The sequence below is a fragment of the Anabaena sp. CCY 9910 genome, from assembly GCF_963920875.1.
Lineage (GTDB): Bacteria > Cyanobacteriota > Cyanobacteriia > Cyanobacteriales > Nostocaceae > Trichormus > Trichormus variabilis.
The window spans coordinates 145,225-161,990 of record NZ_CAWUDJ010000007.1 but is presented as its reverse complement, the minus strand read 5'-3'; the positions used below and the strand labels follow the sequence as shown (position 1 = coordinate 161,990).

At 42.3% G+C, this 16,766-nt stretch carries 13 protein-coding genes; 5 read left to right on the top strand and 8 right to left on the bottom strand.

Going from position 1 to position 16,766, the window contains the following annotated elements; genetic code table 11:
* Nucleotides 1-81: 81 nt before the first annotated feature.
* Together ACM5QX_RS08495 and ACM5QX_RS08490 are read right to left on the bottom strand one after the other, a co-directional pair.
* Complete coding sequence (locus tag ACM5QX_RS08495; protein ID WP_011321427.1) at nt 82-1,593, bottom strand: AAA family ATPase; 1,512 nt, start codon at nt 1,591-1,593, stop codon at nt 82-84.
* Between the two features lie 89 nt (nt 1,594-1,682).
* Nucleotides 1,683-2,030 (bottom strand): hypothetical protein, encoded by a 348-nt coding sequence (locus ACM5QX_RS08490; protein WP_010996037.1) that lies wholly within the window; start codon nt 2,028-2,030, stop codon nt 1,683-1,685.
* A 320-nt stretch (nt 2,031-2,350) separates the two neighbouring features.
* Between ACM5QX_RS08490 and ACM5QX_RS08485 the strand changes: the two genes are divergently transcribed.
* Nucleotides 2,351-2,926, top strand: a complete 576-nt coding sequence (locus ACM5QX_RS08485; RefSeq protein WP_414753161.1) for a hypothetical protein — start codon at nt 2,351-2,353, stop codon at nt 2,924-2,926.
* Between the two features lie 62 nt (nt 2,927-2,988).
* Here the strand turns inward: ACM5QX_RS08485 and ACM5QX_RS08480 are convergent, their stop codons facing one another.
* On the bottom strand, nt 2,989-4,545 hold the full coding sequence (locus tag ACM5QX_RS08480) for a metallophosphoesterase family protein (protein WP_414753160.1): 1,557 nt from the start codon (nt 4,543-4,545) through the stop codon (nt 2,989-2,991).
* A 71-nt stretch (nt 4,546-4,616) separates the two neighbouring features.
* Nucleotides 4,617-5,588, bottom strand: a complete 972-nt coding sequence (locus tag ACM5QX_RS08475) for a YegS/Rv2252/BmrU family lipid kinase (RefSeq protein ID WP_414753159.1) — start codon at nt 5,586-5,588, stop codon at nt 4,617-4,619.
* Between the two features lie 249 nt (nt 5,589-5,837).
* On the opposite strand from ACM5QX_RS08475, the gene ACM5QX_RS08470 reads away from it, so the two are divergent.
* The 3 genes from ACM5QX_RS08470 to glgA all read left to right on the top strand — a co-directional run bounded on the left by ACM5QX_RS08470 (nt 5,838) and on the right by glgA (nt 9,113).
* Complete coding sequence (locus ACM5QX_RS08470) at nt 5,838-6,245, top strand: lysozyme inhibitor LprI family protein (RefSeq protein ID WP_414753158.1); 408 nt, start codon at nt 5,838-5,840, stop codon at nt 6,243-6,245.
* A gap of 357 nt (nt 6,246-6,602) precedes the next feature.
* A complete protein-coding gene (gene hemC / locus ACM5QX_RS08465) occupies nt 6,603-7,574 on the top strand; it encodes a hydroxymethylbilane synthase (RefSeq protein WP_414753157.1) in 972 nt (323 codons plus the stop codon).
* 120 nt (nt 7,575-7,694) lie between these two features.
* Nucleotides 7,695-9,113, top strand: coding sequence for a glycogen synthase GlgA (gene glgA, locus ACM5QX_RS08460; protein WP_414753156.1), 1,419 nt, complete (start codon nt 7,695-7,697; stop codon nt 9,111-9,113).
* 142 nt (nt 9,114-9,255) lie between these two features.
* On the opposite strand, the gene acsF is transcribed toward glgA, so the two are convergent.
* The 3 genes from acsF to ACM5QX_RS08445 all read right to left on the bottom strand — a co-directional run bounded on the left by acsF (nt 9,256) and on the right by ACM5QX_RS08445 (nt 12,015).
* Complete coding sequence (gene acsF, locus ACM5QX_RS08455; RefSeq protein WP_414753155.1) at nt 9,256-10,332, bottom strand: magnesium-protoporphyrin IX monomethyl ester (oxidative) cyclase; 1,077 nt, start codon at nt 10,330-10,332, stop codon at nt 9,256-9,258.
* Between the two features lie 204 nt (nt 10,333-10,536).
* Nucleotides 10,537-11,181 (bottom strand): CAP domain-containing protein, encoded by a 645-nt coding sequence (locus ACM5QX_RS08450; protein ID WP_414753154.1) that lies wholly within the window; start codon nt 11,179-11,181, stop codon nt 10,537-10,539.
* A gap of 132 nt (nt 11,182-11,313) precedes the next feature.
* A complete protein-coding gene (locus tag ACM5QX_RS08445) occupies nt 11,314-12,015 on the bottom strand; it encodes a CAP domain-containing protein (protein ID WP_414753153.1) in 702 nt (233 codons plus the stop codon).
* 326 nt (nt 12,016-12,341) lie between these two features.
* Here ACM5QX_RS08445 and ACM5QX_RS08440 point away from each other — a divergent pair, with 326 nt between their 5' ends.
* Entirely contained in the window at nt 12,342-15,929 is a 3,588-nt protein-coding gene (locus ACM5QX_RS08440) for a response regulator (protein WP_414753152.1), read from the top strand.
* A 103-nt stretch (nt 15,930-16,032) separates the two neighbouring features.
* Here ACM5QX_RS08440 and ACM5QX_RS08435 read toward each other — a convergent pair whose 3' ends face one another.
* Entirely contained in the window at nt 16,033-16,716 is a 684-nt protein-coding gene (locus ACM5QX_RS08435) for an SDR family oxidoreductase (RefSeq protein ID WP_414753151.1), read from the bottom strand.
* Nucleotides 16,717-16,766: the final 50 nt, after the last annotated feature.

Below are 16,766 nucleotides of genomic sequence, written 5' to 3'. Positions count from 1 at the left end.
GCATAATGTGGGAGCGGCTTTTTTCTCGTAACTGCTAGCTTTTTTGGCTAGCCTTTCCCCCTGGGTTAGCAGGGAAAGCTTTTAAAACTCCATGCGCTGGTATTCAGCGACGGAGGCTGCGGCGGGTCTTGCCCTCTGTCTAGCCCAGTCTCTTAGGGCTGTTACCTGTTCTTGCATCGTGCGAGACAGTGGCAATGTAGCTTTAAGCGCAGCAATAATATCTAATTGGGTGAACTCGCGGTCTTGGGCAAAGGCTTCGTACATTGCCGCAACTAACGCTTGTTCAATTTCTGCCCCGGAAAAGCCATCGGACATCTTGGCAAGTTGCTCCAAATCAAACCGGGTGATGTCTTCGCGGCGTTTATTCAGGTGGATCTTGAATATATCACTCCTTTCTTCAGGTGTGGGCAGATCCACAAAGAAAATTTCATCAAAACGACCTTTCCTCAAAAATTCCCCAGGTAAGCGTTCTACTCGGTTGGCTGTCGCCATAACAAACACTGGAGATTTTTTCTCCTGCATCCATGTGAGGAAAGAACCAAATATCCGGCTGGATGTACCGCCATCGGAATCACCAGAACCTGAACTACCAGCAAAGGATTTATCCAGTTCATCGATGAAGAGAATGGCTGGTGAGATAGATTCTGCTGTTTTCAGGGCATTACGCAGATTAGCTTCACTCCGCCCCACCATTGAGCCGTCGTAAACTCGCCCCATATCCAAACGCAACAGTGGTAAACCCCACAGGCGGGATGTTGTTTTGGCGATTAACGACTTACCGCAACCAGGAACCCCTAAAATTAACATTCCTTTTGGTTGGGGTAAGCCATACTCTCTAGCTCTTTCTGTAAACGCATTTGAGCGTTGTTTGAGCCATTTTTTTAATTCTTCTAAGCCACCCACAGCGTCGATGGTTTCATCTTCTTCGATGTATTCTAAGATGCCATTACGCCGAATTAGTTGCTTTTTCTCAGATAGAACTATATCTACTTCTTCTTCGGTTAAACGCCCTGTAGTTACTTGGGCTTTGCGATAAACTTTCTCAGCTTCATCTTTGGTTAAGCCCAAAGCTGCTCTGAGGAGCTTTTCCCGCGCTTCTGTGGTCAAGCGTCTGCCACGACTCTGGTCTAAATGGTGAGTTAAAACTTTGTTTAACTCAGACATATCTGGTAGTTTGAAATCTAGAACGACTACTTCTTTTTCCAGTTCTATAGGCACTTGCTGCATCGGCGACATCAAAATGATGTTCTTTTGCATACCTTTGAAACTGGCGATCGCATCTCGTAATGATCTTGTAGTCGCGGGAGCATCAATAAATGGATGTAAATCTTTAAGAATAAATATACCAGGTTCTTTCTGCCGGATGATCCAGTCTATTGCTGCCTCTGGCGAGACAGTATTATGTTGACCGACATTCCGGGGTTGACCATACTCCACGATGCCATGAGTTACTGTCCAAACAAAAACTCGGCGTTGGGGCCTTAACACTTGGGCGATTGTGGAAATTGCCTGCTCTGCCCGCTCTTCCTCGGAGGTCACAAGGTAGATTAGTGGGTATTGAGCTTGAATGAGAATGTTGAGCTCTTCTTTCATAAATCGACCTTCTTGAGACCCTAGTACAGTAAAGACATCGTTTTGTTGGTGACAACAACAGAATTATGACTTCCTTATCTAATTCCTATCTAGCAAGGAACCAATTCTTCCTCACCCTTGGGATGGGTTTCTGCTTCAGCCATTTCATCAATGGGAAGATGGTCTTGACCAATTAGTCCTGGTTGGTTTCCTAAAGCCACCAGTTCCCCATCACGTAATACTACTGAACTTTCACAATTAGGACATGAATAAACTTTGTGAGTTCGTCCGTAAGCGGCAGCCTCTAATTCGTCAACTAAGTCAGAGTTAGTTAGGTAGAAATCAAGGGCGCGTTCAGCAAGTTCAGACATCGGTTCGGAATCGATGGCCGAACGAATCTTCAGCTTTTTGTGCAGTTCTGGCGATAGATATAACGTAACCTTTTGCTTAGTTTGCATATAACTTTTCGATGGCCTTACCCGGGTATGTATATAACGGTATCGACTACTGTCTTGGTTGTCAAGACGGTAAAACGCTTTGACGGCTATTTTGTTACTTTTGTTTACATTTGGTCTTGGTTCGTTACAAAGATCATGACTAATCTGAGTTTAGGATTTACGCGTGAAAACGAAAGATCAAGGGTTTGGAGAAGGGTGTAGGGGTGTAGGGGTTGAAATGTTTGAAACCCTCACATCCGGTTTCAACAGAAAATCTGGGTGCGTAAGTTCTATAAGTTATTTAAGAGACTAAACTATTAATTAGCTTGAAGTTGATACAAATGACTAAAATTATCTCCAAAAGTCCATATATAAAGATACTTCTAGTTTTGAGTAAATGTAAAATTATGTCTAAGTTACTAGTAATAACTTTGAGATGGAGAAAATATTTTTATACTAAAATTACTTGTATTGGTACAGCGATCGCTTTGTTGTTGATTTTGTACGGTTGCTTTGCCCCGGCCTTCAACATCACAGATATCACCTGGAGAACTTACAAAAATACCCGCTATGGCTTTGAGTTTCCTTATCCCAGTAACTGGAATGCTTTAGCAACACCGACAAACGCTGATGGTGTTGTTTTCGTATCACCCAAGAGCAACTCAGTAGAAATTCGAGCCTGGGCGAGTAATCAACTAATAGAATCTCCAACCTCAGAGAAATATAACTTTCAAACAAGTCAAGGTTTAACTGGAATATTAGGGATAGAAGCGAATAATTCTGTCAGTTCAATGACGCTAACACTGACGCAAAACCAAGTTAAGTATAGCTGGCAAGGACGAAGCCCCAGTCAAGAATTTCCCAATTACTATCCCCTATTTTATTACATAGCCCAGCAGTATCGGATTTCTCAGTAAAGGGGATTGGGGACTGGGGACTGGGTATTGGGGATTGGGGATTAATTTTCTGTTTGCTTTCATTAACTAATAATTAAAGGCGGAAGCTCATAATTGTGCCAGTGACGCTGATACCATTCGGCGACTAAAGGACGGATGATAAATTTTGGTTGCTCATCGCCTGTCACATCAATACGCAAACAAGAATAGGGACGGTGTTTTTGGGAACCGTGACCATTGCGACCAACGAAGAGATGCGATCGCGCCATTAATTTACCATCTTCTGTTAAATCTGCGCCTTCTTGACGCTGGCGGCGTAGGCTATAGCCACTCCCACCGCAGACAATCCAGTGCATATTTGCATCACCATGTCCGGTGTCGAAGGTTTGCATATATTCTAAACAATGGGCGTGACCGTTCAATACTAAATTTACTAGGGGACGACCTTGATTGATGTCACCTATCTCTTGCGCCACTGCATCCAATACGTTCCGTAGGCGACTGCGAATTGCTAAGGTCTGGGATTGTAGCCATTTGGTCGCCTCGGTGACATAGGGAGGATGATGGAAATAAATTACCCTTCCCCGGACTGCTGGATTTTTCCACGATGCAATTAATCTCTGCTTAAGCCAGTTTAGTTGTTCGGTGTCAGTCTGCGCTGGTTGAGAATCAGTAGTTAATTGCTTATCGATATCAACAATAATTTCCTCAATTTGGGACACATTCGAGTGCAGATCATCTAAACGTTCCGCTTCGTCGGGGTTATCCGGGTTCAATTTGGCGGAAGTTTCAATCATCTGCATCTTCTCGCGCTCTAACGCGTCCCTGCGTTGAGTGAGAATTGTGCGATCGCTTTCACCTTCTCTGGTGGCTGGTAATGGTTCTGGATCGTTAAATGTATTGGAATCTAAGGCGAAAAAATCTATCCCACTATAACGAAAAGTGTAATAACGATTTGGTAGACGAGTAAAATTTCCTGGTTGGTAAGCAAGACAACGCCCTGTGTCGGTCTTGGCGGTGTAATGCTTATCTAAATGACGAGGTAAATCACCTGGTAGTTGTAATCCCTTGAGATAATCGAGGAAGGCCTTGGCATAAGCTTCACCAGTACCCGAACCACGGAAACCAACATCAATATCTAAACGCGATCGCAATAAATAGCGAAGCGGCCAGGTGGAAACAGACAATAAACTCAATAAAACAGGTAACTCATAATAATCATGATTCCCTGGTACAGGTAGAATCGGTAACTTAAACACCATCTTGTCGTAAGCAATCTGTCGGGGATTTTCTCCCCCAACAATCAACTCACGATAGGGTTGGATAAAATTTGGCTTGTAGTATTCACTAGACCCCACCAGATAAACGACATCGCCAGTATGCAGGAGAAAACCACAGTCCTGATGATGGGGTAACATCAATTCCGCTACTTGACGCTGGGGATTGTGTCCCCGATGTTTCCCAGAACCACTATCACCAACTACTAAAAAAGAGAATTCCCCATCTCCCCTTTTACCATCCTCTATTTCCAGTCGTGTTTGGTCTATATTCCGTTCCCATATTAACGGGTCTTGCCATCGTACCCGTTGCTGCATCTTGCGTATTTTTTTAGGTATTGGTGGATCAGAGACTAGTTTCAATACTACTAACTCCTAAATATTTAACAATGTTTAAAACCCTTACACCCCTATACCCCTGTACCCCTACACCCCTAATCCTCTGCTGGTTCTTTCAGTTCAATAGTCAAATTTGGCAATCCTTCTAGCTTCTCCACTAGCTCCTCTTCTGGTGCTGACGGAACAAAAATCTTTAAGGCTGCTGGTAAACACTTAATATCAACTGGAGTTTTACCTACCACCTCACCATCAATGACTACCTTTTGTGGTGGGTCTGCGGTGATTTTAAACTGTTTTGCTCGTAGATAACCGATATCATCACGTTCGGCAGCATTTCCAGAAGAAGCAGACTGAAACAAATGATATGTAGCAGCGATCGCTCCAGCTTTGCTATTAGGCGCTACGATTGTCAAATCTAGTAAGCCATCATCATAAATAATGCCAGCCGGCCCCTGAGCTAAAACGGAAGTAGGAGGCGCAGCATTAGCCACTGTGACGGCTGAGGCGGTAGTTTTGATGATTTTGTCTTCGGTTTCGATTTCTACATCAAAACTCTCTAATTCTCTCAACTCTTGAAAGCCTGCCAGCACATAGGCCATAATCCCAAAGCGTTTTTTGGCTTCTCTATCTGCCCTTTCCACAGTTTCCGCCTCAAAACCAATGCCTGTCAACAAAATCATCGGCAGGTCATTACAATAGGCTACATCTACATTGCGAGTTACTCCCTGCAAAATTGTCCGACAAGCGGCATCAATTGTATCAGGGATTCCTAATGCAACCGCAAAAGCATTGGCTGTACCTCGTGAAATAATTCCCAAGGGAATATCAGTCCCAGCCACAGCCACAGCCGCAGCAGATAATGTACCATCTCCCCCTGAAGCAATAATTGTCTCTACTCCCCGTTCTACGGCTTCCTGCGCCAGTTTATCTGCGCCGAGTTCCTCTGTTGTCAGGTAAATATCCAGAGCCATTTCTGGTTCTAGGATGGCTCGAATTGCTGCTAAATCAACTTCTGGATCACCCTGACCAGCAACTGGGTTAAAAATAAGACAAGCGGAACGATTCATATTAAATAGTAGATCAGTTGCGATGGCACTGCGCCCAGCGTATCTATTCGCTGAAGCTCCAACTTATTCCTAGCATTATTGGGTAATTATGGCTTCCCTCTTGCGGTAGGTTAACGTTTCTTATCTGGTACTTTGCCCGTAAAACTCTAGTTTGAGGGTGTAGGGGTATAAGGGTATAAGGGATTTCCCGCAAAACAATTATCCTACGATATTTCTCCCATTGTTCTCAGCTTCTTACCCTCTCTCATCATGAAACCACCCATTCCCCAATCTCTCATCTCCATTCTCGCTTGCAGTACTTTACTTTTTTCCACGGTGGCGAATGCCAAATCAATGCTTTTAGTTCAAAATCTCAATTGCGATAATGCTCAAACTCAACTCGAAATTAATCAATGTTCAAAACAGTCCTATCAAAATGCTGATAAAAAATTAAACCAAGCTTACAAACAACTTTTACCAAAGTTACAACGTTCTAGAAAACAAAAGTTAGTTGCTGCACAGCAGGCGTGGATTAAGTTTCGTGATAGTAGCTGTGAGTTTGAATCCAGTCAGTATGAAGGGGGAAGTATTGCCCCTAGCGTTTATTTAAATTGCTTAGAAAAGCTGACACAACAGCGTACTCAAGAATTACAAGAATATCTGCAACCAGACCTTTAACAACTCCATCGACAAAGGGGTAGGGTATTAAGCTGTTACGCATTTAAATTGTATATTTCGCACTCAGGTTGTCAAAAGTCCAAAGTCCACAGTCCAAGCTAGTCTTTGACTCTGGACTCTTGACTATGGACAGCCCTGACGCAAGAATATGTGATCTAGGTGCATATCAGATTAAATCAGAGCAAAAGCAACTGACAATAGAAATAAGAAAATGTTGAGTAATTCTAAATAATGTAAAAGAGTGTAAAGAAAGGCCAAAATAAACTTAATTTGCATCAAGGGAAACCAATCAGGGAGTCACCCACTGCGGTAGTCTAGATGAGAGTGAAATTATCGCCTGGTTTGACATATTGTTTTATGACTTCAGTTGTTTCCAGTGCTAGACGCACAATCCGTATAGGTTCTCGTAAAAGTCAACTCGCTCTAGTTCAGACATACTGGGTTAGAGAGCAATTACAAAACAGTTTCCCTGATATCAATTTTGAAGTCCACACCATGTCTACCCAAGGCGACAAAATCCTTGATGTAGCACTAGCCAAAATCGGTGATAAAGGACTATTCACCAAAGAACTAGAAGTGGGGATGATCAATGAGGAGATTGATTTTGCTGTTCATTCCCTCAAAGATTTGCCAACTAACTTACCAGAAGGGTTAGCACTAGCCGCCATTACAGAACGGGAAAACCCCGCCGATGCGCTGGTAGTGCATGAAAATTTTAAGGATAAGCAAATTGATACCTTACCAGCCGGCGCGGTAATTGGGACATCTTCTTTGCGACGTTTGGCGCAGTTACGCAACCAATTTCCCCACTTGACATTTAAAGATGTACGGGGAAATTTGAATACACGGTTAGCTAAACTTGATGCAGGCGAGTATGACGGGCTAATTTTAGCGGCTGCTGGGTTACAACGCTTAGGTATGGGCGATCGCATCCACCAAGTCCTCCCCAAAGAAATCTCTCTCCACGCGGTCGGTCAAGGCGCTTTAGGGATTGAATGCCGTGCTGATGATGCGGAATTAATCACTATACTCAAAGCCATTGAACACCCCCAAACACGCGATCGCTGTCTGGCTGAACGCTCCTTTTTACGCAGTTTAGAGGGCGGTTGTCAAGTACCCATCGGTGTAAATACAGAAATCAATGGTGATGAATTAATCCTCACAGGTGTGGTTGCCAGTGTAGACGGTCAAAACTTAGTGAAAGACACCGTTTCTGGTGATGCTGGTGATGCCGAAGCGATCGGTATAAAATTAGCCGAACTCCTCCGGGAACAAGGAGCGCAAGAGATTTTAAATACAATCTTTGCAGAGATCCAACGTGGTTCTTAATCGATTGGTCAACTATATATGTTTAGATAAGTAATCAGTAGTCAGTGAACAGTGAACAATTAAGAACTGATAACTGATACTGATAACTGTATAGGCAGAATCAGGGAAACAAAAAATACCATGCGGATTCTATTTGTGGCAGCAGAAGCAGCACCCATCGCAAAAGTAGGAGGGATGGGTGATGTTGTCGGTGCATTACCTAAGGTCTTGAGAAAAATGGGGCATGATGTACGTATCTTCTTGCCCTATTACGGCTTTTTGCCAGACAAAATGGAAATTCCCAAAGATCCAATCTGGAAGGGATACGCCATGTTTCAGGACTTTACAGTTCACGAAGCAGTTCTGCCTGGTACTGATGTTCCCTTGTATTTATTTGGACATCCAGCCTTCAACCCCCGGCGAATTTATTCGGGAGATGATGAAGACTGGCGGTTCACCTTGTTTTCCAATGGTGCGGCGGAATTTTGTTGGAATTACTGGAAACCAGAAATTATTCACTGTCACGATTGGCACACAGGCATGATTCCTGTGTGGATGAACCAATCACCAGATATCACCACAGTCTTCACTATCCACAACCTAGCTTACCAAGGGCCTTGGCGTTGGTATCTAGATAAAATTACTTGGTGTCCTTGGTATATGCAGGGACACAACACAATGGCGGCGGCTGTCCAGTTTGCTGACAGGGTAAATACCGTTTCTCCCACATACGCCGAGCAAATCAAGACCCCGGCTTACGGTGAGAAAATAGAAGGTTTGCTGTCCTTCATCAGTGGTAAATTATCTGGGATTGTTAACGGTATAGATACGGAAGTTTATGACCCAGCTAACGATAAATTTATTGCTCAAACTTTTACTGCTGATACTTTAGATAAACGCAAAGCCAACAAAATTGCTTTACAAGAAGAAGTAGGGTTAGAAGTTAACAGCAATGCCTTTTTAATTGGCATGGTGACAAGGTTAGTCGAGCAGAAGGGTTTAGATTTAGTCATCCAAATGCTTGATCGCTTTATGGCTTATACTGATGCTCAGTTCGTCTTGTTAGGAACAGGCGATCGCTACTACGAAACTCAAATGTGGCAATTAGCATCCCGCTACCCCGGACGTATGGCCACCTATCTCCTATACAATGATGCCCTATCTCGTCGCATCTACGCCGGTTCTGATGCCTTTCTAATGCCCAGCCGCTTTGAACCATGCGGTATTAGCCAGATGATGGCTTTACGCTACGGTTCCATCCCCATCGTTCGCCGCACTGGGGGTTTAGTTGACACCGTATCCCACCACGACCCCGTAAACGAAGCCGGTACAGGCTATTGCTTTGACCGCTACGAACCCCTAGACTTATTCACCTGCATGATTCGCGCTTGGGAAGGCTTCCGCTACAAACCCCAATGGCAAGAACTACAAAAGCGCGGTATGAGTCAAGACTTCAGCTGGTACAAATCCGCTAAGGAATACGACAAACTCTATCGCTCAATATACGGTTTGCCAGAAGCAGAAGAGACACAGCCAGAGTTAATTCTGGCAAATCAGTAGTTTTGAGGGTGTAAGGGTATAGGGGTGTAAGGGTGTGAGGGTGTAAGGGTGTGAGGGTTTAAGGGTGTAAGGGTGTAAGGGTGTGAGGCTTTTTAACTCTTAAATTGCTAAACCCCTATACCCCTACACCCCTATACCCCTATCAAAGAACTGTACCGCGTGTTGCTTCCGTATCAATTGGTTTCATCAGAAAAAGCCGCAGCATATTCCAGAAAATAGCCGTGGCGGGTGGTATTCTCTGGAAAAATTTGACGAAATTGGGCAGTTTGTTATTTTTAATGGCTGCTAATTTCATGTTATTTTCTGAACACTGTTCTAATCGCCAGAAAAATAGCGGGTGATTAGTATTCAAGATGAGAGGGAATGCTCTGGCTGAGGTGTTATTTGTCTCTTGAATGACTCTGTTGTTGTATTTTCTGGGATGAATCCCGATAGATTCGTAAAATGATGCCCGTTCAAATACAGTCATGGTATGAGTAACAAACACAGTCAATAGAAAAAACCGCACCCACAACCGTGCTTTCCAATTTTTCCATAGTTGAGGTTGCGATCGCAGTAGTGCCTTAAAGAAATCACCATGTCGGTTTTCATCCTGACACCAGCTTTCAAACTTGCGGAATAATGGATAAAACTGGTATTCGGGATGCTCCTGCATATGTTGATGCACCAAAATATAGCGCCAGTAACCAATTTTTTCCGATAGGTAGACTGTGTAAATCACCCACTCTGGCGGAAAAAAGGTATATGTACGATTTTTGGTTAAATAATTTAAGTCGAGGGAAAGGTTTAAATCCGACATGGATTTATTCAAAAATCCCGCATGGCGAGCCTCATCCCGTGCCATAAACTCAAAAGCTTCCGCTAACAGAGGATTACGGGACTTAATGCGGCGTGACAATTCCTTGAATAACAGAAATCCCGAAAACTCTGAGGTGCAAGAACGCTCTAAAAAGTCAATAAAGGCGCGGCGCTTCTCTCCAGTAATATGATCCCAAGATTGTTTAAATTCCTCATCACGCACAAAGTGATGGCGGTTGTAGTCAGCGCGTAGTTCTTCAACAACTGCGCGAATCTCAGCCTCATTGGCGGAAATGTCTAAATTCGCCACCGCATCGAAGTCAGTGGTATAAAACCGAGGTGTTAGTAATGTTTCCTGCACAGGTGCTTTAACACCTGGTTTCAGCGTTTGAGGCTCTGGAGTTGTCAGCGAATTAACCATGAGACTCCTTTATATAGCTAAATATCTCTACAGTTATATAAGCATATAATAAATGCCAAACGCATCAGTTTAATTTTTGAAAACAAAAGCAACATTAAATAGCAGGGAAGCAAAAATTAAGCTAGTGCGCGTCTAAATAGCATAGCTACTAATCAGAGTTGTTGACTGTTGACTGTTAACAGATGGATTGTGCAACAGAATAGCTTATTGGTCTGTATAACCGCCTGCATAGGTAATCACACATATTTGTCTGTAACTGGCGTGAATCCCAAAGGCTACACCTGTAATTTTAAATGCAGGGTTAAATATATTGGTGCGATGACCGCGTGATGGTACGCCATCATCAATAATTAACTGCATGATAATATCTTGGGCGGTGTTGGAACCGTAGCTAATGTTTTCGCCTGCGGTGACTAGCCAATTACCATAGCGGTTCAGTCTAGTGAAAGGATCGCTGCGATCGCTGCCATAATGTCCTGTAGCACCTGTTTTTCCTTGGTCTTGGACGTGATCTCTTGCAGCCGAAGACATACCCACAGATACGCTTAATGTTCCCACAGGATGGGCTGACTTGAGAAAGGCGATCGCCTCATCTACGGCTTTTACCCCTTCCTGAGTTTGCAAATAAACGTAATCAGCCAACTTAACTTTGTTCCCCTGAAAGCGCTGGCGGTAACTTTGCAAAATTGGTAAGTATGCTTGGGGACTTGTCCGTACTTTGTTCATCTCCTCTACCACTCGTTGTTCTAGGGGTGAGAGAGTAGATTTTGGTGGTGAGATTTCCCAGCTTTTTTGTGATGCTTCGGGAACAGACTTCCAAAATTGCAATTTATTCTTCAGTAATTTCATAACTGGGGAGCAAATAAGATATATTTAGCTCCACAATATGAGGAAAATTTTTCGGAAAATCTAGGAACTGGGGAATTAGAGATAGAACCAACAAAAAAATAACACTTCCAGCAATCTCTAGTTTCTATTCCCTTATTTTTCCAAAAACCCACCTGCATAAGTAATCACACATATCGTCCTATAAACTTTGTGATCACCGTAAGCAACACCCGCGACCTTAAAAGCACCATTAAAAATATTAGTACGATGACCGCGTGATGGTACGCCATCATCAATAATCAATTGCATAACGATATCTTGAGCAGTATTTGGGCCGTAGCTGATATTCTCCGCCGCCGTGGTTTGCCATTTTCCATAGCGATTAATGCGAGTGAAGGGGGTACTACCATCGCTACCATTATGACCAGTTACACCTTTTGGGCCTTGGTCTTTCGTATGGTCTCTAGCACCTAAAGACATTCCCTTCGATGCTCTTAATTTTCCCACAGGACGGGCTGACTTGAGAAAAGCGATCGCCTCATTTACCGGCTTGACTCCTTCTTGGGTAACAAGATAAGTATTACTAGAAATTCTCACCCGATTACCTTGGAAACGTTTTCTATAATTTTCTATGATGGGTACATATGATCTAGGATTTGTCCGCACTTTGTTCATTTCTTCAATCACCTGCTGTTCTAATGGTGAAAGATAACTTGCTGCTAACAAAGTTGGACTATCTGTTGAGACTATGGGCAAAGTAGATGGTGTCAGAAAGGGATTATAGGTTAACGCCGGGTAAGCAACAATGGTTACTAAGCTAGTCAAAATAGATATGCAAAACTGCTGATGAAGCATCAATTACCTCAAAATTTTATACTTGGATATTTAATTGACAAATAATGAAAAACAAGTGTTTGTATAAGGTTTCGATGCTTGTACTGCATAAAAACCCTGAAAATACAATTTTGTTTGTAGCATTCTTAACCAGGAAGCGTAAACGTTAATTTTACTTAACCTATAATTTTCTAGCTTTTAATTGAAAAAAATGCCTTGTCTCATCTGCGATTAACAATCAATACTTTTAGTCAACCTTTTCGTTATATCTTAGTTATTAGGTAGTTGCGTGAACTGCGGATATTAATTAGTAACAGCAACCTTAGCTTGAAAATAATCCTGTAATAATGTTTAACCGTCTCAAAATTGGCTCTAAAATCGGAGCGGGATTTACTATTAGCATCACCATTCTGAGTACAATAGGTTTTGTTTCTTATCAAAGTATTCAAGAACTAATTGTTGCTTCCCATAAAGAACGACATACTTACCAAGTACTCAGGCAAATTGCCGACCTTAATGGTCTGTTATCCACAGCAGAAAGTGGGCAACGGGGTTACATTATTACTGGGGAAATACGCTATTTAGAACCTTATCAAAAAGCCACAAAGTCTTTAGATATAAGAATTAAAGAACTGCAAAAGTTAACATCAGACAATCCTCAACAACATGGCTATATTTCCAGATTAGAGCCACTAATTAATGAAAGAATATCTGTGATGCAAACTGTGCTTGATTTACGACAAAATCAAGGTTTTGAAGCTGCTCAAAAATCTATACTATCAGATAGAGGCAGAGCGATAATGGCACAAATCAGGAGTATCAGCCAGCAGATGAATGCTGAAGAATTAAAATTATTAGAGCAGCGAACAGCAATGGCACAAAATGCTGCCAATAGTACTCTTGCCACTATCACTTATAGCATTCCACTTGTCTCTTTCATCCTCGCTTTAATTGGGTATTTATTGACTAGACATATCTCCTTTCCATTACAGCAAATTTCTCATGCAGCAGAGAGAATGTCTAGCGGAGACTTAGCCGTTACTTTACCAAATAGCATCCGCCAAGATGAAATTGGTATCCTGACACGTACATTTAACCAAATGGTGGCTAACCTACGCATTACAACCCAAAAAAATGAGGAGCAAAATTGGCTCAAATCTAATTTGGCTGAATTTACTCAGCTATTGCAAGGACAGCGCAACCTCGAAAGTGTGTCTAGTTTAATTTTGTCAAAACTAACGCCACTAGTAGAATCTCAGCAAAGTGTATTTTATGTGATTGATAGAAATCATGATGAGATTATACTCAAATTAACCGGTAGCTACGCTTATAATGAGCGCCGACATTTAGCTAATTTGGTGCGATTGGGTGAGGGATTAGTAGGACAATGCGCCTTAGAAAAACAAAGAATTCTCTTAACTGAAGTTCCCAGTGACTATATCCGTATTAGTTCCGGCTTGGGAGCAGCCTTACCGCTAAATATTATTGTGTTACCGGTGCTATTTGAAACAGAAGTAATCGCTGTAATTGAAATTGCTTCTTTTCATCGGTTCAGTGAATTACATTTGGCATTTATAGACCAATTTAGCGAAGTTATCGGTGTATTTTTAAATAGTATCTATGCTAGCGCACAAACTCAAAATCTCTTAGATGAATCTGTGGCTTTAGCCGCAGAACTGAGACAAAGTAATCAACTTCTAGAACAGCAAACACAAGATTTAGAAAATTCGGAATTACTATTAAAACAGCAGCAACAAGAGTTGCAACAATCTAATGAAGAGTTACAGCAACTGAATGAAGAACTAGAAGAGAAAGCAGAATTATTGGAAATTCAAAATAGTGAAGTTGCTCGCAAGAATCAGGAGATTGAAAAAGCGAGAAAATTCATCGAAGAAAAGGCAGAGCAATTAGCCTTATCTTCCAAATATAAATCAGAGTTTCTGGCAAATATGTCCCATGAGTTACGGACACCTCTTAATAGTCTGTTAATTCTAGCTAAACTCCTAGCAGATAATTCAAGCGGTAACTTAAGTAATAAACAGGTAGAATATAGCCAAACAATTTACTCGGCAGGAACTGATCTTTTAGAGTTAATTAATGATATTTTAGATTTAGCAAAAATCGAGTCTGGTACTTTATCGGTAGAACTAGAGCCGATAGATTTTGCAGATTTGCATGATTATATAGAACGGACTTTCCGGCAAGTCGCCCAAGATAAAGGACTAAGTTTTAGTATTGAACTTGATGAGCGATTGCCGTCAACAATATTCAGCGACCCTAAACGCTTGCAGCAAATTTTGAAAAATCTCTTAGCTAATGCTTTAAAGTTTACCGAGCAAGGAGGGGTAACTTTAAGAATTGGCTTAGATCAAATTAATACCAATCATCCTATGATTACTTTCGCCATTAGTGATACAGGTATTGGTATTCCCCAGGAGAAGCAACAAATTATTTTTGAAGCATTTCAGCAAGTAGATGGTACAACCAGCCGCAAGTATGGAGGAACAGGTTTAGGTTTATCCATCAGCCGGGAACTAACTCAAATGTTGGGTGGTAGGCTCGGATTAGTCAGTCAGCCAGGACAGGGAAGTACTTTTACCCTATATTTACCTCAAACTTATCCAGAGAATCAAACAAAAGTAATTTCACAACAGCAGACATCATCCCCCCCGCACCAGTTACCACCAGTATCTCCAGAAAATTTACAACCCATTGCTCTTACTAATACCATCGCCGATGATCGAGGGATAATTCAACCAGGCGATCGCCTGTTACTCATCATAGATGATGACGATAAATTTGCTCGAATTTTACTAGATATGGCGAGGCAACAAGGCTTTAAAGCTATTGTTTCTTTAAACAGCAAACAAGGTTTAGCCCTAGCACAACAATATCAGCCCAATGCCATTACTCTAGATATTTATATGCCGGATATGGATGGATGGACGCTGTTAGACCGCCTCAAACATGATCCTCAAACTAGACATATTCCTGTACATATACTTTCTGTTGATGACCGCGAACAAAGGGCGTTACAACTAGGGGCAATTACTTTTTTACAAAAACCCGTCTCTCCAGAAATACTAAATCACACATTAACAGAAATCAAAAGCTTTATTGACCGCAAAGTAAAACGTCTTTTAGTGATAGAAGATGATCCTGTGCAAGCCCAAAGTATTATCGAACTTATTGGTAATGGTGATGTGCAGAGTATGGCTGTGAATACAGGAGCCGCAGCCTTAGAAATTTTACGATCGCAGCACTTTGATTGTATAGTTCTGGATCTTGGTTTACCTGATATGAGTGGCTTAGAACTGCTAGAGCAAATCAAACAAGAGCCTAATCTCTTGAAATTACCAATTATTGTGTACACAGGCAAAGAAATCAGCCGTCAAGAAGAAACGCAACTTAGGAGACTAGCAGAGAGTATCATTATTAAAAATGTGCGATCGCCTGAACGGTTACTAGACGAAACTTCCCTATTTTTGCATCGAGTACAAGCAAATTTACCCCAGCCACAACGCCAAATACTCGAACAATTACATCAAACCGACCCAATTTTAGCAAATCGCAAAATCTTAATTATCGATGATGACCTGCGAAATATCTTCGCCATCACCAGCTTGTTAGAAAGCTATCAAATGCAGGTATTATTTGCCGAAAATGGTAAAGACGGCATAGAACTACTACAAGCCAACCCTGATATCAACGCCGTGTTAATGGATGTGATGATGCCAGAAATGGACGGTTACGAAACCACCCGGAGTATCCGTCAAAAAAAGCAATTCCGCACCTTACCCATTATCGCTTTAACAGCCAAAGCTATGCCAGGCGATCGGGAAAAGTGCATTGAAGCTGGTGCTTCCGATTACATCACCAAACCCGTAGATACTGAACAGTTACTCTCATTACTAAGAGTTTGGCTGTATCGTTAGTCAGTTGTCAGTTGTCAGTTGTCATTAGTTCTTCCCCTCTGCTTCCCCTTTGCTTCCCCTGCTCCCCCTGCTTCCTTTACCCACCTGCTCCTAACCATTAATTTCAACTGGGAACACTCAGGGGTACACCGTTATCGGTGGGTTTCAACTGGAGAATGAAGGGAGCGGCTTTTAATACCCATTGAGAAATCAGTGGGTAATTGACGGCTTCTTCTCCGAAACAAATATCTAACATATCTGTGTGAATAATCCCTGGATTGAGGGGAATAGCCGCCATCCCAGCAGGTAGTTCTTGCGCCAAAGCACGAGTTAACCCCTCAATTGCCCATTTAGAGGCACAATAGGGAGCAACTAAGGGTGAAGTAGAGCGTCCCCAGCCGGAACTCAAGTTAATGATAATGCCGTGTCGCTTCTGTACCATTGCAGGTACAAAATGGCGAATTATATGTACAACCCCTTTGATATTGATATCAATCAATTGGGAAAAACCCGCAGAGGGAACTTCCCATAAAGGTGCTGGTTGATTAGCAATTGCCGCGTTATTAATTAATAGGTCTGGTGGTTCGTATTCCTTGAGTATAAGTTCTGCCCAAGCTTTTACCTGTGCCTCATCTGCTACATCCACCGCCGCGAAGTTGTGAGGTGAACCGAATTTGTGGCTTAATTCCTCGACTGTGACTTGGGAACGAGCGCAACCAATAATCGTATGTCCTTCTTGAATAAACCGCTCTGTCAAAGCGTAACCCAGACCTCGGCTGACACCAGTAATGAGGATGAGTTTGACCATATTTTCCTTTTGATTATTCTTGGCCAACCACTGCTGAGGCTAGCGATCGC